This is a genomic window from Xanthobacter pseudotagetidis, from assembly GCF_043194795.2.
Lineage (GTDB): Bacteria > Pseudomonadota > Alphaproteobacteria > Rhizobiales > Xanthobacteraceae > Xanthobacter > Xanthobacter tagetidis_A.
Window position 1 is genome coordinate 3393017 of sequence record NZ_CM195534.1, and the last position, 16731, is coordinate 3409747.

General features: G+C 69.0%; 17 protein-coding genes. 15 read left to right on the forward strand and 2 right to left on the reverse strand.

Going from position 1 to position 16731, the window contains the following annotated elements; all coding sequences use genetic code 11:
• Window positions 1-15 precede the first annotated feature (15 nt).
• The 6 genes from V5F67_RS15535 (at window position 16) to V5F67_RS15560 (ending at window position 5745) form a co-directional block, all read left to right on the forward strand.
• Entirely contained in the window at window positions 16-753 is a 738-nt protein-coding gene (locus tag V5F67_RS15535; protein WP_394016903.1) for an SDR family NAD(P)-dependent oxidoreductase, read from the forward strand.
• 7 nt (window positions 754-760) lie between these two features.
• Complete coding sequence (locus V5F67_RS15540) at window positions 761-1564, forward strand: enoyl-CoA hydratase/isomerase family protein (protein WP_394016902.1); 804 nt, start codon at window positions 761-763, stop codon at window positions 1562-1564.
• A 61-nt stretch (window positions 1565-1625) separates the two neighbouring features.
• Window positions 1626-2165 (forward strand): TRAP transporter small permease subunit, encoded by a 540-nt coding sequence (locus V5F67_RS15545; protein WP_394016901.1) that lies wholly within the window; start codon window positions 1626-1628, stop codon window positions 2163-2165.
• Window positions 2162-3448 (forward strand): TRAP transporter large permease, encoded by a 1287-nt coding sequence (locus tag V5F67_RS15550; protein WP_394016900.1) that lies wholly within the window; start codon window positions 2162-2164, stop codon window positions 3446-3448. Before V5F67_RS15545 ends, V5F67_RS15550 begins: the two co-directional genes overlap by 4 nt.
• A gap of 24 nt (window positions 3449-3472) precedes the next feature.
• Window positions 3473-4507 (forward strand): TRAP transporter substrate-binding protein, encoded by a 1035-nt coding sequence (locus tag V5F67_RS15555; RefSeq protein WP_394016899.1) that lies wholly within the window; start codon window positions 3473-3475, stop codon window positions 4505-4507.
• Between the two features lie 26 nt (window positions 4508-4533).
• Window positions 4534-5745: a CaiB/BaiF CoA transferase family protein gene (locus V5F67_RS15560; protein WP_394016898.1), complete on the forward strand. Its 1212-nt coding sequence runs from the start codon at window positions 4534-4536 to the stop codon at window positions 5743-5745.
• A 54-nt stretch (window positions 5746-5799) separates the two neighbouring features.
• On the opposite strand, the gene V5F67_RS15565 is transcribed toward V5F67_RS15560, so the two are convergent.
• The gene (locus tag V5F67_RS15565) at window positions 5800-6381 is read right to left on the reverse strand and encodes a helix-turn-helix domain-containing protein (protein WP_394016897.1); all 582 of its coding nucleotides are present in this window, start codon (window positions 6379-6381) and stop codon (window positions 5800-5802) included.
• Window positions 6382-6727: 346 nt separating this feature from the next.
• On the opposite strand from V5F67_RS15565, the gene V5F67_RS15570 reads away from it, so the two are divergent.
• Genes V5F67_RS15570 through V5F67_RS15595 form a run of 6 tightly spaced genes read left to right on the forward strand, consistent with a single transcriptional unit; the run spans window position 6728 to window position 11677 of the window.
• The gene (locus tag V5F67_RS15570) at window positions 6728-7783 is read left to right on the forward strand and encodes a TRAP transporter substrate-binding protein (RefSeq protein ID WP_394016896.1); all 1056 of its coding nucleotides are present in this window, start codon (window positions 6728-6730) and stop codon (window positions 7781-7783) included.
• Window positions 7783-8334 (forward strand): TRAP transporter small permease subunit, encoded by a 552-nt coding sequence (locus V5F67_RS15575; RefSeq protein ID WP_394016895.1) that lies wholly within the window; start codon window positions 7783-7785, stop codon window positions 8332-8334. Before V5F67_RS15570 ends, V5F67_RS15575 begins: the two co-directional genes overlap by 1 nt.
• On the forward strand, window positions 8331-9695 hold the full coding sequence (locus V5F67_RS15580; RefSeq protein ID WP_394016894.1) for a TRAP transporter large permease: 1365 nt from the start codon (window positions 8331-8333) through the stop codon (window positions 9693-9695). The genes V5F67_RS15575 and V5F67_RS15580 overlap by 4 nt, the downstream gene beginning before the upstream one ends.
• Before the next feature lie 38 nt (window positions 9696-9733).
• Window positions 9734-10117: a RidA family protein gene (locus V5F67_RS15585; protein ID WP_394016893.1), complete on the forward strand. Its 384-nt coding sequence runs from the start codon at window positions 9734-9736 to the stop codon at window positions 10115-10117.
• A gap of 7 nt (window positions 10118-10124) precedes the next feature.
• Window positions 10125-10727, forward strand: coding sequence for an MOSC domain-containing protein (locus V5F67_RS15590; protein WP_394016892.1), 603 nt, complete (start codon window positions 10125-10127; stop codon window positions 10725-10727).
• A gap of 2 nt (window positions 10728-10729) precedes the next feature.
• Window positions 10730-11677 carry a PDR/VanB family oxidoreductase gene (locus tag V5F67_RS15595; protein WP_394016891.1) on the forward strand — a complete coding sequence of 316 codons (948 nt, stop codon included), beginning with the start codon at window positions 10730-10732 and terminating at the stop codon, window positions 11675-11677.
• Between the two features lie 12 nt (window positions 11678-11689).
• Here V5F67_RS15595 and V5F67_RS15600 read toward each other — a convergent pair whose 3' ends face one another.
• A complete protein-coding gene (locus tag V5F67_RS15600; RefSeq protein ID WP_394016890.1) occupies window positions 11690-13090 on the reverse strand; it encodes a UbiD family decarboxylase in 1401 nt (466 codons plus the stop codon).
• A 531-nt stretch (window positions 13091-13621) separates the two neighbouring features.
• Here V5F67_RS15600 and V5F67_RS15605 point away from each other — a divergent pair.
• From V5F67_RS15605 to V5F67_RS15615, 3 genes are all read left to right on the forward strand, one after another.
• Window positions 13622-14587: a Bug family tripartite tricarboxylate transporter substrate binding protein gene (locus V5F67_RS15605; protein ID WP_394016889.1), complete on the forward strand. Its 966-nt coding sequence runs from the start codon at window positions 13622-13624 to the stop codon at window positions 14585-14587.
• A 177-nt stretch (window positions 14588-14764) separates the two neighbouring features.
• Complete coding sequence (locus V5F67_RS15610) at window positions 14765-15214, forward strand: tripartite tricarboxylate transporter TctB family protein (RefSeq protein WP_394016888.1); 450 nt, start codon at window positions 14765-14767, stop codon at window positions 15212-15214.
• Window positions 15214-16722, forward strand: a complete 1509-nt coding sequence (locus tag V5F67_RS15615; protein WP_394017791.1) for a tripartite tricarboxylate transporter permease — start codon at window positions 15214-15216, stop codon at window positions 16720-16722. Before V5F67_RS15610 ends, V5F67_RS15615 begins: the two co-directional genes overlap by 1 nt.
• Window positions 16723-16731 lie beyond the last annotated feature (9 nt).

Genomic DNA, 16731 nt, shown 5'->3' on the forward strand with positions numbered 1-16731 from the left:
GCGAGGGAGGAAGGCGTGGAGAGCGACACCGTCATCGTCACCGGCGGCGCCCAGGGCATCGGCTTCGGCATCGCGCAGGCGTTCGCGGCCAAGGGCTGCGGCGTCGCGCTGTTCGACATCAACGCGGAGGCGCTCGACGCCGCCGTGGCGACGCTCGGCGCCAAGGCGCGCGGCTACAAGGTGGATGTGACCTCCAAGGCGTCGGTGGACGAGGCCGTCGCCCGCGCCCGCGCCGATTTCGGCTCGGTCGAGGTGCTGGTGAACAATGCCGGCCTCGCCCGCGACCGGCGCTTCTCCAAGATGACGGAGGAGGACTGGGACATCGTCCTCTCGGTCAACCTCAAGTCCCAGTTCCTGACCGCGAAGGCGCTGGTGCCGCACATGGCGGAGCGCGGCTACGGGCGCATCGTCAACATCTCCTCGCGCGCCTGGCTGGGCGGCTTCGGGCAGGCCAACTATTCCGCCTCCAAGGGCGGCGTGGTGAGCCTGACGCGGGCGCTGGCCATCGAGCTGGCGAAGGACGGCATCACCGTGAACGCCGTGGCGCCGGGCATCGTCGATACCCCGCTGCTGCGCTCCTACACCGAGGAGGTGCGCGAGAAGCTGGCGCGGACCGTGCCCATGGGCCGGATCGGCACGCCGGCGGACATCGCCAACGCGGTAACCTTCCTCGCCGGGCGCGAGGCGTCCTACGTCACCGGCCAGACGCTCTACGTGTGCGGCGGCCGCTCGCTCTCCAGCCCGAGCGTGTGAGGGCGCCATGAGCATCACCCTCGAAAAGGACGGGCACGTCGCCGAGATCACCCTCGACCGGCCGGAGGCGCTGAACGCCCTCTCGGTGCCGGACCTGGAGGCGCTGGAGGCGGCGCTGGTGGAGGCGCGCGACGACCGGGAGATCCGCGCCATCCTGCTCACCGGCGCCGGCACCCGCGCCTTCTGCGTGGGCGCGGACCTGAAGTCCACCCTGCCTCCGAGCGCGAGCTATGCCGAGGCCTGCCTGCTCTCCACCCGCCCGGCGGTGGAGCTCGGGCTCTATGTGCGCCTGATCGAGCTGTCACGCCTCGCCATCCTGAAGCCCCTGATCGCGGCGGTGAACGGCCACTGCCTCGGCGGCGGGCTGGAGCTGGCGCTCCAGTGCGACCTGCGCCTCGCCTCGCGGACCGCCACCTTCGGCCTGCCAGAGGTGGCGGTGGGCTCGATCCCGGCGGTGGGCGGCGTCCAGCTCCTGCTGCGCGCCGTCCCCTCCGCCCTTGCCATGCGCATGGCGCTGACCGGCGAGCGCATCGACGCCGAGGCGGCGCTCGCCGCCGGCCTCGTCTCGGACCTCTGCGAGCCCGACGGCCTGATGCCGAAGGTGCGCGAGATCGCCCGCCGCATCGCCGCCAACGCCCCGCTCGCGGTGCAGATGGCCAAGAGGCTCGCCATCGACAGCGCCAACCTGCCGCTTCGAGAGGCGATCGCCCTCACCGAAGTCGCCTGGGGGGTGCTCCGGGACACCGAGGACCGCATCGAGGGCCGCCGGGCCTTCGCCGAGAAGCGCCCGCCGGCCTATCGCGGCAGATAACGCCGGCCACAGCGGCAATAAGCGCGCGAAGAGCGCGGCAACCGGACGAGGAGGAAACGGAATGAAGCGCATCGCCTGCGCCCTGCGGCAGGTGGAAAAGGGGGCGACGCTCGTCGCCTGCCTCTGCCTCTTCGCGCTGATGGCGGTCGTCACCGCCGACGTCGCCGCGCGCTATTTCCTCAACCATCCCTTCGCCTGGTCGCATGACGTCATCACCCTCTATCTGACCCCGGCGCTGTTCTTCCTGGCGCTCTCCGACAGCTTCCGCTCGGGCGCCCAGGTGAATGTCGACATCGTCCACCGCCTCCTGCCGCGTGGCGTGCGGCGGGTCACGGACTGTCTGTGCAACCTGCTGGCGTTCCTCGTCTTCGCGCTCATCGCCTATGCCGGCGCTCTGCGCGCCGTGGACGCTTTCGCCAACGGCGACGTGACGGTCGGCATCGTCCCCTGGCCGACCTGGCCCTCGGCCGCTCTGGTGCCGGTCGGCGCCGGCATGATCGCCCTGCGGCTGATCGCCCGCGCGCTCGGCGAGGCCGCCGGCCTGGTCGAGGAGCCCGCCGCCAATCCCCACAGCCTCGAAGCCCAGGGAGCCTACGAATGACCCTTCCCCTCGTCATGGGCTCGCTGTTCGGCCTGCTCGCCCTCGGCGCGCCGGTCGGCTTCGCCATGCTCATCGCCGGCGCCGCCGGCCTCCTGCTTGTGGTGGGTTTCGACGGCCTCCTCGGCATCCTGGAGACCGCCCCGCTCACGCTCGCCGGGGCCTATGAGTTCATCACCATCCCGCTGTTCCTGCTGATGGCGGAGTTCATCCTCCAGAGCGGCATGGCGGACGACCTGTTCAAGGCCACCGCCGCCTGGGTCGGCCGCCTGCGCGGCGGCCTCGGCATGGCGACAGCCCTTGCGGGCGCGGGCTTTGCCGCGGTGTGCGGCACCAGCACCGCGTCCGCCGCGACGCTGTCGGCCACCAGCCTGCCGGCCATGATCAAGCAGGGCTACGACCCCAGCCTGGCCGCCGGCGTGGTGTCCATCTCCGGCACGCTCGCCATGCTGATCCCGCCGAGCGTCGCCATGGTGGTCTACGGCCTGCTCGCCAACGTCAACATCGGCCAGCTGCTGATCGCCGGCCTGCTGCCGGGCCTGCTGGTGATGTTCACCATCATGGCCACCGTCTACGTGCTGGCGTGGTGGAAGCCCGAGCACGCGCCCTCCGCGCCCGCGGTGCCGCTGCGCGAGAAGCTTGCCATGCTGAAGGTGGTGGGGCCGCTGCTGCTGCTGTTCGGCGCCGTCACCGGCATCATCTACACCGGCGCCGCCACGCCGACCGAAGCCGCAGCCATCGGCGCCTTCATGGGCTTCCTGCTGCTCGCCTACAGCGGCCGGCTGACGGTCCGCGGGCTCGGCCAGGCGCTGGCCCGGGCGGCGCACGGCAGCGCCATGATCATGGTGATCCTGCTCGGCGCCAGCGTGTTCGGCTACTTCTTCGCGCTCACCCAGGTGACGCAGGACCTCGTCGCCTTCGTCGGCTCGCTCGAGGTGTCGCGCTGGGTGATCCTCGCCATCGTGCTCGCCGGCTACATCGTGCTCGGCTCGTTCATGGACCAGATCGCCATCCTGGTGCTGACCGTGCCGGTGGTGGTGCCGCTGATGTCCTCGCTGGGCTTCGACCTCGTGTGGTTCGGCGTCATCAAGATCGTCACCGCCGAGATCGGCATGATCACGCCGCCCATCGGCCTCAACTGCTACGTGGTCGCGCGCTACGCCAACCGGCCCGTCGGCGAGGTGTTCAAGGGCACCCTGCCCCACTTCGTCGCCCACCTCATCGCCATCGCCATCCTCGTGGCCTTCCCCGGGATCGCGCTCTGGCTCCCCAGCCTCATGCACTGAAGAAGCAACAAACGGAGGACCCCCATGCGCAAGACCTTCTTCACCCTCGCCGCCGCGGCGCTCGCCGCCCTCGCCGCACAGCCCGCTGCCGCCCAGCAGAAGACGACGCTGCGGGTCGCGGACTCGCTGCCCATCGGCCACATCATCGCCGAGAACTCGACCCGCCCCTGGATCGAGCTCGTGGGCAAGCTCTCGGGCGGTAACGTCGAGATCCAGTACTTTCCGGCCGAGCAGCTGGGCAAGGCGAAGGACTTCCTCCAGCTGACCCAGTCCGGCCTCGTGGACGTGGGCTATGTGGGGCCCTCTTATGTGGCCGACAAGATGCCGCTCTCGGCGGTGGCGGAGCTGCCCGGCTCGTTCTCCAATGCCTGCCAGGTGATGCGGGCCTATTGGAGCCTCGCCAAGGAGGGCGGCTTCCTCTACGAGAACGAGTTCAAGCCCAACCGCATCCGCCCGCTCTTCATCGCCGCGCTGCCGCCCTACCAGGCGGTGCTCGGCGCGTCGGCGAACGTGGCGAACCTCTCCGACCTCCCCGGCAAGAAGCTGCGCGCCAGCGGCGGCGCGCAGGACCTCACGCTGCGCGAGCTCGGCATGGTGCCGGTGCGCATGGCGCCGCCGGAAATCTATGAGAGCCTCTCGCGGGGCACCATCGACGGCACCCTGTTCTCGTTCGTGAGCGTCGAGTCCTACAAGCTCGCGGACATCGTGAAGTCCGCCACCGTGGGCCAGAACTTCGGCACCGTGGTGGTCACCTACTCCATCAGCGACGCCAAGTGGCAGCGCCTGCCGAAGGACGTGCAGGAGGTGCTCGCCAAGGCCGGCGACGAGATCTCGCTCGGCGCCTGCAAGACCTTCGACCGCCAGGAGACCGAGACCGCCGACCGGCTGAAGGCGAAGGGCGTGAGGATGATCGCGTTCGACAAGGCCGACCAGGCGAAGGTCGACGCCGCCATGGCCGCGGTGGCCGAGGACTGGGCCAAGACCCTCGACCAGCGCGGCAAGCCCGGCAGCGCCACCCTCAAGGCGTTCCGCGGCGCGCTCGCCGCGGTCTCCCAGTAAGCCCGCCCACAGGAGGAAGATCCCCCATGGCCGCGCCGCTCGAGGGCATCCGCATCATCGACATGACCACGGTGATGATGGGCCCGTTCGCCACCCAGATCCTCGGCGATCTCGGGGCCGACATCGTCAAGGTGGAGGCGCCGGGCGGCGACAGCATGCGGGCGGTCGGGCCGGCGCGGCATGAGGGGATGGGCCCGCTCTTCCTCAACGCCAACCGCAACAAGCGCTCCATCGTGCTGGACCTGAAGCGGCCCGGCGGCCGGGACATCCTCCTGCGGCTGGTCTCGGGCGCCGACGTGTTCGTGTTCAACGCGCGGCCCAAGGCCATGGCGCGGCTCGGCCTCTCCTACGAGGAGGTGGCGCGGGCCGCGCCCGGCATCATCTATGCCGGCGCCTACGGCTTCGGCGAGGGCGGCCCCTATGCCGGCCGCCCCGCCTATGACGACCTGATCCAGGGCCTCAGCGCCGTGCCCTCGCTCGCCATGCGGGCCTCGGGCACCGACGATCCGCTCTACGCCCCCGTGGTGCTGGCCGACCGGGTGGTGGGCCAGAGCCTCGCCTACACCATCCTCGCCGCCCTGATCCATCGCATGCGCACCGGCGAGGGGCAGGCGATCGAGGTGCCCATGTTCGAGACCATCGCCCAGTTCGTGCTGGGCGATCACATGGGCGGGCGCACGTTCGATCCGCCCGAGGGGGAGATGGGCTATGCGCGCCTGCTCGCCAAGTATCGCCGGCCCTACGCCACCAGCGACGGCCACATCTGCGTGGTGGTCTATACCGACCGGCACTGGCGCGCCTTCTTCGAGCTGATCGGGCGCCGCGCCGCCTTCGAGGACGACCCGCGCCTCGCCGACATGGCGACCCGCACCCGCCACATCGACGCGCTCTACGCGCTGGTGGCCGAGGAGCTGAAGCAGCGGACCACCGCCGAATGGCTGGAGCTGCTGGAGAAGGCCGACATCCCCGCCATGCCGCTGCACACGCCGGAGAGCCTGCTCAAGGACCCGCATCTGGCCGCCGTGAACTTCTTCCGCACCGTCGAGCACCCGACCGAGGGCCGGCTCGTGAGCATGCGCCTGCCCGCGCGCTGGTCGAGCGCCGCCCGCGCCGAGGACCTTCCCGCCCCGCCCCTCGGCGCCCACACGCGCGAAATCCTGCGCGAGGCGGGCTTCGCCGACGGCGAGATCGACCACTGGCTCGGCTCGGGCGCGGCGGTGGAGACGTCCGCGGCCTGAGGCGCGGCGCAAGCGGGGGGCCGCGCCGCCACATCCTTCCAGGATGCCGGACGATCACGGCCCGTAGACGGAGATCAGCACGCAGCTGTTCTCCGCGAGCCGGCGCACCTGGTGGCGCAGCGGGCCCGGGAACTGCACCGAGTCGCCCTTCTCCAGCACCAGAACCTTCTCCGCGAAGCGCACCTCGACGGTGCCGGCGACAACGAACAGCACCTCCTCGCCGCGATGGGCGGCCTCCGGCTCGTTGGCGAACTCCGCCGGCGGGTACATGAGGAACACCTCGAGGCCCGAGCTTCCCGTGCTCTGGGTGAGGATCTCCATGTGGTAGTTGCCGTCGTCGGCGGTCCGCTCGTCGCGGTCGCCGGCGCGGGTGACGAAGATCGGCTCCTGGCGCTCGGCGGCGCCGAACAGCTGCGCGGCCGAGACCTCCAGCGCTGTAGAGATGCGCAGCACGATGGCGACCGAAGGCACCTTCAGCCCCCGCTCGACGCGCGAGAGATAACCCTTGTCGAGCGCCGCCGCGAGCGCGAGCTGGGACAAAGACAGCCCGCGCTCGGCGCGCAAAGCGCGGATGGCGCGGCCGAGGCTGACGCCGGCCGACAGCGGCATTCCATGGGACATATCCAGAGTGGCCATGGGATCAAACAACTCCTGATGCGGCCCCGGACAGGGGCCGAAAATCTGGGCAACCCCGCCTCTTCCGCGGGCTCAATGGACAAGCACCAAAATTCAGCAACGACAGGAGAAACATTTCCCTCACTTTGGAGCGATTGCAAGGGGCATCGTAGTCCTTTAACCAACGTTGATCTTCAGACAACATACACTTCCGCTCCCGCACAGCATCCCCCACCGCCTCTTGGCACGCCCTTTGCGTGAAAGGGGTCGCCAGGCCCGAATTTGGCTCGGGACCGGCAAATCTGGTTGCTTGTTAGGCAACGTTGTCTAATTTGATAGCAGCCAGCAATGAAAGGGGAACAAAGTGATGAAGCTCGCCAATCACTTGCGCCACGCGCTGCTGGTACTTTTGGCCGCGGCCCTGCCGGTCTCGGCCGCGTCGGCCCAGGACCCGAAGGTCAAATGGAAGATGGCCGCCACCTTCTCGAGCTCGCTGCCGCAGCTCGGGACGCTCGGCAAGCGCCTCGAATCACAGATCGCGAAGGTCTCGGGCGGCAACATCGAGCTGCGCTTCTACGAGCCGGGCGCGCTGGTACCGCCGCTGGAGACCTTCGACGCGGTCGCGGCCGGCGCGGTGGATGCCGCCTTCTCCACGCCCGGCTTCTGGGGCGGCAAGGTGCCGGCGCTCCAGGTGTTCGCGGCGCTCCCGTTCGGCCCGCCGGCCCCGGAATACATGGCCTGGTACTATTTCGGCGGCGGCAAGCAGATCTTCGACGAAATCTACGGCAAGTACGGCATCAAGTCGGTGATGTGCGGCATGCTCGCGCCCGAGGGCTCGGGCTGGTTCAAGAAGGAGGTCAAGAGCGTCGACGACCTCAACGGCCTCAAGCTGCGCTTCTTCGGCCTCGGCGCCAAGGCGCTCGGCAAGTTCGGCGTCTCCGCCCAGCTGCTCGCGCCGCCGGACGTCTATCCCGCGCTCGATCGCGGCGTCATCGACGGCCTGGAATTCGTGCAGCCCGCCATCGACCTCAAGATGGGCTTCTGGCAGATTGCCAAGCACTATTACTTCCCCGGCTGGCACCAGCAGTCGACCTTCTTCGACCTGATGATGAACAAGGCCAAGTGGGACGCGCTCAGCGAGACCCAGAAGGCCCAGATCGAGTCGGTCTGCGGCGACAACATCCGCTATGGCATCGCCGAGGGCGAGGCGATCCAGATCCCGGCGCTGAAGGAGCTCCAGGCCAAGGGCGTCCAGCTCCACAAGTGGTCGGACGAGGACCTGAAGAAGCTCAAGGGCGCCGTGGACGAGGTGATCGCCGAGCAGGTGGCCGCCGACCCCGATTTCGCGCGGGCCTATGCGAGCTTCTCCCAGTTCCGTAAGGACTACGCGACCTGGCGTGAAATCGGCTACCTGAAGAACTGATGTCCGCGCTTCTGGCTTCGGCCCAAATCCTGAAGGCGATCGCGCGGCGGGTCGGGCAGGTGGCGGCATGGTGCTCCGTGCTGCTGGTGCTCGTGGTCGTGACCGACGTCATCACCCGCCGCTTCGTCGTGCTCGGCTCGACGAAGCTGCAGGACCTGGAGTGGCATCTTCATGCCGCTCTCTTTCTGCTCTGCCTCGGCTACGCCTATGTCGAGGGCGAGCACGTGCGCATCGACGTGCTGAGCAGCCGCTTCAATGCCAAGACCGCGGCGGCGATCGAGCTGATCGGCGCCGCGCTGTTCATCGTGCCGTTCTGCGCGGTGGTCCTCTATTACGGCTGGCCGTTCCTCGCCAGTTCCTTCCGGCTGAACGAGGGCTCGCCCTCGCTCACCGGCCTGCCCTACCGCTGGATCATCAAGTCGACGTTGCTGATCGGCTTCTCGACGCTGCTGCTGGCGGCGCTGGGCGCCATTGCCGCCTCGCTCGCCACCCTCCTCGGATCGCCGCCCAAGCCGGAAGCGCCCCACCACCCGCAGGAGGTCGGCCTATGACCCTGTTCGAGACCGTCCTGCCGCTCTCCATGCTGGGCCTGCTGGTGGTGATCCTGTTCTCGGGCTTCCCGGTGGCGTTCTGCCTCGCCGGGGTCGGCCTCGTGTTCACGCTCGTCGGCGGCGCCTTCGGCCTGTTCCAGCCGGCCCAATTGTTTCTCGTCGTCAGCCGCATCTGGGGCTCGATCGCGGACAATCTGGTGCTGGTGGCGATCCCCATGTTCATCTTCATGGGCATCATGCTGGAGCGCAGCGGCGTCGCGCGGCACCTGCTGGAAATCCTCTCGGTGCTGCTGAAGCGCGTGCCCGGCGGGCTCGCCCTCGCCGTGGTGCTGATGGGCACCATCATGGCGGCCACCACCGGCATCGTCGGCGCCTCGGTGGTGATGCTGACCATGCTGGCGCTGCCGGTGATGGTCGAGCGCGGCTATGACAAGGGCATCTGTGCCGGCGTCATCGCCTCCTCGGGGACGCTCGGCATCCTGATCCCGCCATCCATCATGCTGGTCATCATGGGCGACCTGCTGGCGATCCCGGTGGGCGACCTGTTCACCGGCGCGGTGATACCCGGCCTGCTGCTGTCGGGGCTCTACCTCGTCTACATCCTCGTCGTCGGCCTGCTCCAGCCGAAGCGCATGCCGCGGCCGCCGGAGGCCGACCCGCTGCCCCGCGCCGATCTCATCAAGCTCGTGCTGCGCGGCTTCGTGCCACCGACCGTGCTGGTGGTGATGGTGCTCGGCTCCATCGTCGGCGGCTTCGCCACCCCGACCGAGGCGGCGGGCGTGGGCGCCTTCGGGGCCACCCTGCTCGCCATCTACAACCGCACCTTCAGCGTGAAGCTGCTGAACGAGGTGGTGCAGGCGACCGCCCTGACCAACGCCATGATCTTCGGCATCTTCTGCGGCGCGACGCTGTTCTCCTACGTGTTCCGGGAGCTCGGCGGCGACGACGCCATCATCCACGTCATCGACGCGCTCGGCCTGCACGACTGGTCGCTGCTGGCGCTGCTGATGGTGGTGATCTTCCTGCTCGGCTTCTTCTTCGACTGGCTGGAGATCACCCTCATCATCCTGCCGGTGTTCCGGCCGATCGTGATGGAGCTCGACTTCGGCGCGGCGGTGCCCAAGGACCAGATCCTGCTCTGGTTCGCCATCGCTGTCGCGGTGAACCTTCAGACCTCCTACCTCACGCCGCCCTTCGGGCCGGCCCTGTTCTACCTGCGGCAGGCCGGGGCCGGCTTCCTGACGCTGGCGGACATCTACCGGGGCATCATCCCCTTCACCCTGCTTCAGCTCACCGGGCTCGCTTTGTGCCTGATCTTTCCGGCCCTCGTGCTCTGGCTGCCGAACTACCTCGGCTACTGAGCCGGGCCTCCCATCCAAACGAACGACAGGAGACAACCATGTCACGTAAGGTGATCGCGACGGCGGCGGCGGCGCCCGCCGTCGGCCCCTATTCCCAGGGCATCGGCTTCGCCAGCCTCGTCTTCGCCTCCGGCCAGCTGCCGGTCGATCCGAAGAGCGGTGCGCTCGCCGAGGGCATCGTCGCCCAGACCAAGGCCTCGCTCGCCAATCTGGAGGCGGTCCTCGCCGCCGGCGGCGCGAGCTTCTCAAGCGTGCTGAAGACCACCGTGTTTCTCAAGAACATGGATGACTTCACCGCCATGAACGAGGTCTATGCCTCCGCGTTCCCCACCAATCCCCCCGCCCGCTCGACCATCGAGGTGGCGCGCCTGCCCAAGGGCGCCCTGGTCGAGATCGAAGCCATCGCCGTGCGCATCGACTGAGGCTGCCATGACCGCCCATCCCCCACCCCCGTCCCTTCCCGTCAAGGACAGCGGCCCGCTGAAGATCGTCGAGGCGTACGACCACCCGGCCGCCCAGGCGGCGCTCGCCATGCCCGGCGGCGCGGTGAACTTCAAGGGCGTCCTGCTCCACATCCACATCGCCCAGGCGGCGAGCTACGAGATGGAGGAGCTGGCCGAGGCGGAATGCGTCGCCGGGCGCGGCATCGTCGGCGACCGCTATTTCCTCGGCAACGGCACCTATTCCGGCCGCCCGGACGTGCGCGAGGTGACGCTGATCGAGCAGGAGGCGCTCGACGCGCTCGCCCGCAACGATCCCCCGCTCCAGGAAGCGCCGATCGTGCTCGCGCCGGTGGACCACCGCCGGAACCTCACGGTGCGCGGCGTGCCGCTCAACCATCTGGTCGGCCGGCGCTTCCGGGTGGGCGAGGTGATCCTGCGCGGCGGACGCCTCAACTTCCCCTGCAAGTATCTGGAGCAGCTGCTCGACCTTCCGGTCTACCTGCCGCTCTACAACCGCTCGGGACTGAACTGCGGCATCGAGCGCGGTGGCGTCATCCGTCCCGGCGACGAGATCGAGCTTCTGGACTGACCATGTCCGGACGCCTCATCATGAAGCTCACCGTCGCCGAGGCGGCGGCGGTGACGGCGGACGTGTCGACGTTCGCCTTCGCGCATCCGCGGCGCCCGGCGCTGCCGGCGTGGGTGCCCGGCGCCCATGTGGACGTGCACCTGCCCGACGGGGCGGTGCGCCAGTATTCGCTCTATGGCGACCCGGCCGAGCGCGGCCTCTACCGCATCGCTGTGAAGCGGGAGGATGCCGGGCGCGGCGGCTCGCGATGGCTCCACGAGAACCTCAAGGTGGGTGGCGAGATCTTCGTCAGCGCGCCGCGCAACCACTTCGCGCTCAATGCCGACGCCAAGCGGCACGTCCTGGTCGCCGGCGGCATCGGCGTCACGCCGCTGATCGCCATGGCGCGGCAGCTGGCGGCGGAGCAAGCGGACTTCGTGTTCCATTACTGCGCCCGCAGCCGCGAGAGCGCGCCGCTGGTGGCGGCGCTGGAGGCGCTCTGCGGAGACCGTCTGCGGCTCTGGCTGTCCGCCGAGGGGCGCCGCCTCGACATCGCGGCCCTGCTCGATGCCGAGGCCGGCGCGGACCTCTATGTCTGCGGCCCGAGCGCCCTGACCGAGGCCGCCGAAGGCGCGGCGGCGGCGCGCGGCTGGCCCGAGGCGCGCTATCACACCGAGCATTTCGCCGCGCGCGCGGATGCCGGCTTCACGCCCGAGCCGTTCGAGGCGGTGATCGCCTCGAGCGGGCGCGTCCTCCAGGTGCCGGCGGACCGCAGCCTGCTCGCGGTGCTGCGGGAGAACGGCTTCGTGCGCGGATCGTCGTGCGAGATCGGGGTCTGTGGCACCTGCGAGTGCGGCTACCGCGACGGCACGGTGATCCACCGCGACGTGGTGCTGTCCCACGCGGCGCGCAAGACCCGGCTGATGCCGTGCGTCTCCCGCGCCCGCGGCGCGATCACCCTCGATCTGTGAGGCCGAAGGGGCTCACAGGAGCCCCTTCATCGCCTCCCCGCCGGCGCCGAACATGCCGGCCGTCACCTCCACGGGCGCGAACGACACGCGGCCGAAACGCGCCTTCTCGCCCGCCGGGACGGTGGCGTCGATGCCGAGCTTGGCGCGCACGCCGTTGCGGCTGATGCGGACATATTCGTGCCCGCGCGCCTCAGGAATCACGATGACGTCCCCCGAGGCCTCCATGCGGGTGGCGAGCGCGTATTCCACGTCGGCGGGATCGCGGATGTCGATGTCGTCGTCCACCACGATCACCATGTCGAGGTCCTTCAGCGCGCCGAAGGCGGCCAGCATGGCGTTGCGCTGGAGGCCTTCGTGGTGCGGCCCCTGCTTGTTCACCTGGAGGATGGCGTGGAAGCGGTGCAGGCCGCCGGCCGTCATCTCGGCATCGGTGACGATCGGCACCGCCGCGCGCAGCACCTTCAGGAGGCTCGCCTCCAGCACGTACTTGCGCAGCATGATGGTCTCGCGGCCGAAGCCGTTGATGGCGTGGTAGATGGGCTTGGCGCGCCGGGTGAGCGCCTTCACCTTCAGCACCGGCGCGTCCGCCGGCGGCGCGGCGAAGCCGACGAACTCGCCGAACGGCCCCTCCATGTGGACCTCGGTGGCGCTGATCTCGCCCTCCAGCACGTATTCGCACTCCGCCGGCACCATGAGGTCGACGGTCTTCCCCTTCACCACCGACAGAGGACGGCCGGAGAGGCCGCCCGCCACCGCCAGCTCGTCCAGGTTCTCGGGCATCTGCGAGCCCATGGTGGCGGCGGTGAAGTGCAGCGCGAGGTCGGCGCCGATGCAGATCGCCACCGGCAGGTTCCGGCCCTGCTTCTGCGCCCGCTCGAAGGCGAGGCGCAGGTGGCGGCCGAAATCCAGCTTCACGGCGAAGGTGTCCGGGCCGATGAGCTGGAGGCGGTGATAGGAGGCGTTGTAGATGCCGGTCTCCGGGTCCTGCGCCACCAGGATGCCGGAGGTCACGTAGCGCCCGCCGTCCTTGGGCGCGTGGAACAGCGCCGGCAGGGTCTTGCCGAGATCGATGCCGGTGGTCTGAACCACCTCGTGCACCGGCGCGTTCTCCACCGGGCGCGGCGCCATGGGCGAGCCCAGCGCCTGGGAGATGCTCTCGCGGATGCCGCGATAGTCGCGGCCGAAGGCGCTCTCGCAGTTCTCGCGGCAGCTCAAGAGGTTGCCGACGACGGCCGCGTCGAAGCCCCGGACCTTCGGAAACAGGAGCATTTCCTGTCCGTCGAGCTTCTTCATCAGCGCGGCGATCTCGAGATGCGGGTCGGCCTCGCCGGTGAAGACGCGGATGCGCCCGTCTGCGGCAAGCCGCTCCAGTGCGGGCCTGAAACCCGTGTCCACGGTGTTGGAGATCGCCATGAGGGCTCCGGCAGGGCTGGGAGGAAGTGGCGCGGGGCGCGCGGGGAGCGCGGGATCGCGCTTTGCGGCTCAAATTAGCTAGGCGACAAAGCTAGTCAATACGCAGCGCAGCAATCCCGCCGAGGAAGCCGAGCCGACGGCCAAAGGCTCCACCCCATGCGCAATGCGTGGGCAGCATGCCCTCGGTGGACGTGGACGCACAGTCGATCTGCGTGCATTTTAGCTTTGTTAAAAAGCCAGTTTGCCTCCCAGCCAGGGCAGCACCACGGAAGATACCGTTGCGGGCGAGGTGGCGAAGAGCCACGATCGCATCAAGGCCGTTCGTGCCTTCATCGGCGCCACGGCCTGCCCGCAATCGCGGCTTGACTAGCTTTGTCGCTTAGCTAAAACTTCCGTTCCGATACAGGTGGTTGAGGGGCATGGTCGCAACCGTGCCCTGATCGCTTTGGTGGATGCCTTCCGGCTCGCCACTCCATTCAGACCACGAGGCGGCTCAATCGCCCGCACCTTCAAGGGACAGAGGAGAACAACATGAAGACGCTGGCGGCGGCCGTGATGTCCTTCGCAATTCTGGCATCGCCCGCGGCGATGGCCCAGGAGAAGTGGCCGGCCAAGACCATCAAGCTGATCGTCCCCTACGCACCGGGCGGCTATACCGACCTCACCGGCCGCATCACCGCCCGCTTCCTGGAGAAGGACCTGGGCCAGACGGTGGTGGTGGAGAACAAGCCCGGCGCCGGCGGCATCGTCGGCACCGACCTGGTGGCGAAGTCGCCGGCCGACGGCTACACCTTCTGCGTCTGCAGCGTCGGCGCGGTCTCGGTCGCCCCCGTGGCGCAGACCACCCAGTACAATCCGCTGAAGGACCTGGCGCCGATCTCCATCGTCAGCACCATCCCGCAGACGGTGATCGTCAATCCGAAGCTGCCCATCAAGACCATCCCGGAGCTGATCGCCTACGCCAAGGCCAACCCCGGCAAGCTGACCTACGGCTCCAGCGGCGCCGGCGGCCTGATGCACTATTCGGTGCAGCTGTTCGATACCCGCACCGGCACCAAGATGGTGCACGTGCCGTTCAAGGGCGGGGCCCCGGCCACCGCCGCCGTGGTGGCGGGCGAGGTCGACATCTCCTTCACCAACATGACCGACGCCCTGCCGCAGATGGAGGCCGGCACGGTGCGCGGCATCGCCGTCACCTCCGGCAAGCGCAGCCCGTTCGCGCCGAACCTGCCGACGGTCGAGGAAACCGGCGTGAAGGACTTTTCCGTGGAATCCTGGAACGGCATCATCGCCCCGCCCGGCACCCCGAAGCCGATCATCGACCGCATGTCCGCGGCGCTGAAGAAGATGGCCGAGGACCCGGAAGTGAAGGAGGCGCTCGCCAAGATCGGCGCCACGCCCGTCTTCACCACCCCGGAAGAGTACCAGGCCGCCATCGCCAAGGAAGTGGCGCAGTGGACCGATCTCCTCAAGGAGATCAAGACCACCAAGAACTGACGCATCGCCGGCCCGCCGCGCGCGGGCCGGCCGCGCGCCACCTGCGCGTCGCCGCTCCGGGCGGGATGGCGCGCGAGGAGCGCTCCCATCTTGCTCGACCCCCAGCGCACCGCGTCCAATGGGCGTTCCCGCCGCCGGTCCGGCAGCATGGCGGCGCGTGAGGCCTGGAGAGGGACGATGAGGATAAAGCTGGTGCGGGGCGCCGTGGACTTCTGGTCCGGCCTGCTTCTCGTGGCGATCGCCGGTGCCGCGCTCTACTACATTGCAAGCCTTGAGATCGGCACGGCCCTGGAGATGGGGCCCGGCTACTTCCCGCTGATGATCGCCTCGGTGCTGGCCGTCATGGGCGCGGCCCTGGTGGTGCGCGGCCTCGCGGTCGACGGTCCCGAGGTCCCGCCGATGAACCTGCGGGCGACAGTCCTGGTCCTCGCCTCCTTCCTCGCCTTCGCGCTGCTGCTCGACCGCTTCGGCCTTGTCGCCGCGATCCTCGCCCAGTCCCTGATCGCGAGCTTCGCCTCGCGCGAGAGCGTGCTGTGGCAGACGCTGCTGTTCGGCGCCGCCATGGCGGCGGGCTCGGTGGCGCTGTTCGTCTGGCTGCTCGGCATCCCCGTGGAGGTGTGGCCGTGATCGAGAGCCTCCAGCTTCTGGGCCACGGCTTCGGCGTCGTCCTGACCTTCGACAATCTCCTGTTCTGCCTCATCGGCGCCCTGTGCGGCACGCTGATCGGCGTGCTGCCCGGCCTCGGCCCGGTGGCGACCATCTCGCTGCTGCTGCCCGCCACCTTCGCGCTCGATCCGGTGGGCGCCATCATCATGCTGTCGGGCATCTATTACGGCGCCCAGTATGGCGGCTCCACCACCGCGATCCTGGTCAACATCCCCGGCGAATCCACCTCGGTGGTCACCGCCATCGACGGCTACCGCATGGCGCGCCAGGGCCGCGCCGGCGAGGCGCTCGCCATCGCCGCCATCGGCTCCTTCATCGCCGGCTGCATCGGCACGCTGGTGATCGCCTTCGCCGGCCCGCCGCTGGCGCGGGTGGCGCAGTCCTTCACCTCGCCGGACTATTTCTCGCTCATGGTGTTCGGCCTGGTCTCGGCGGTGGTGCTCGCCAACGGCTCGCTGTTCCGCGCCGTGGCGATGATCGTGCTCGGCCTGCTGTTCGGCATGATCGGCATGGACGTGAACACCGGCATGCCGCGCCTCACCGGCGATTTCATCGAGCTGTCGGACGGGGTGAGCTTCGTCGCCATCGCCCTCGGTCTGTTCGGCGTCGCCGAGGTGATCTGCAACCTGGAGCAGGACACCACGCGGGCGATCAACAACACCAAGATCACCAACCTGTGGCCGTCCTTCGCGGTGCTGCGCCAGTCCATGGGCGCGATCCTGCGCGGCACGGCGCTGGGCTCGCTCATGGGCGTGCTGCCGGGCGGCGGCGCCACCATGGCCGCCTTCTCCTCCTACGCGCTGGAGAAGAAGGTCTCGCGCACCCCCTCGCGCTTCGGCAACGGCGCCATCGAGGGTGTCGCGGCGCCGGAATCAGCCAACAACGCCGCCGCGCAGACCTCCTACATCCCGCTCCTCACCATGGGCCTGCCCACCAGCGCCACCATGGCGCTGATGGTGGGCGCGCTCACCCTCCACGGCATCGCGCCGGGGCCGAACGTCATCACCCGCCAGCCGGACCTGTTCTGGGGCCTCGTCGCCTCCATGTTCGTCGGCAACCTGATGCTCATCATCATCAACCTGCCGATGATCGGGCTGTGGGTGCGCCTGCTGCGCCTGCCCTACCGCTTCCTGTTCCTGCTGATCGTGGTGGTGAGCGCCATCGGCGTCTACTCGGTCAACAATTCCGTCTTCGACATCTATCTGATGATCGGCTTCGGCCTGCTCGGCTATCTGCTGCGCAAGCTCGACGCCGAGCCGGCGCCGATGCTGATGGGCTTCGTGCTCGGGCCGATGCTGGAGGAGAACTTCCGGCGCAGCATGATCACCGGCCGGGGCGATCCGATGGTCTTCCTGGAGCGCCCCATCAGCCTCGCCTTCCTGCTTCTCTCCGTCGCCCTGCTGATCTCCGTGGCGTTGCCCTTCATCCGCAAGCGGCGCGAGGAGATCTTCCAGGACGAGGACGCATAACAACGCGCG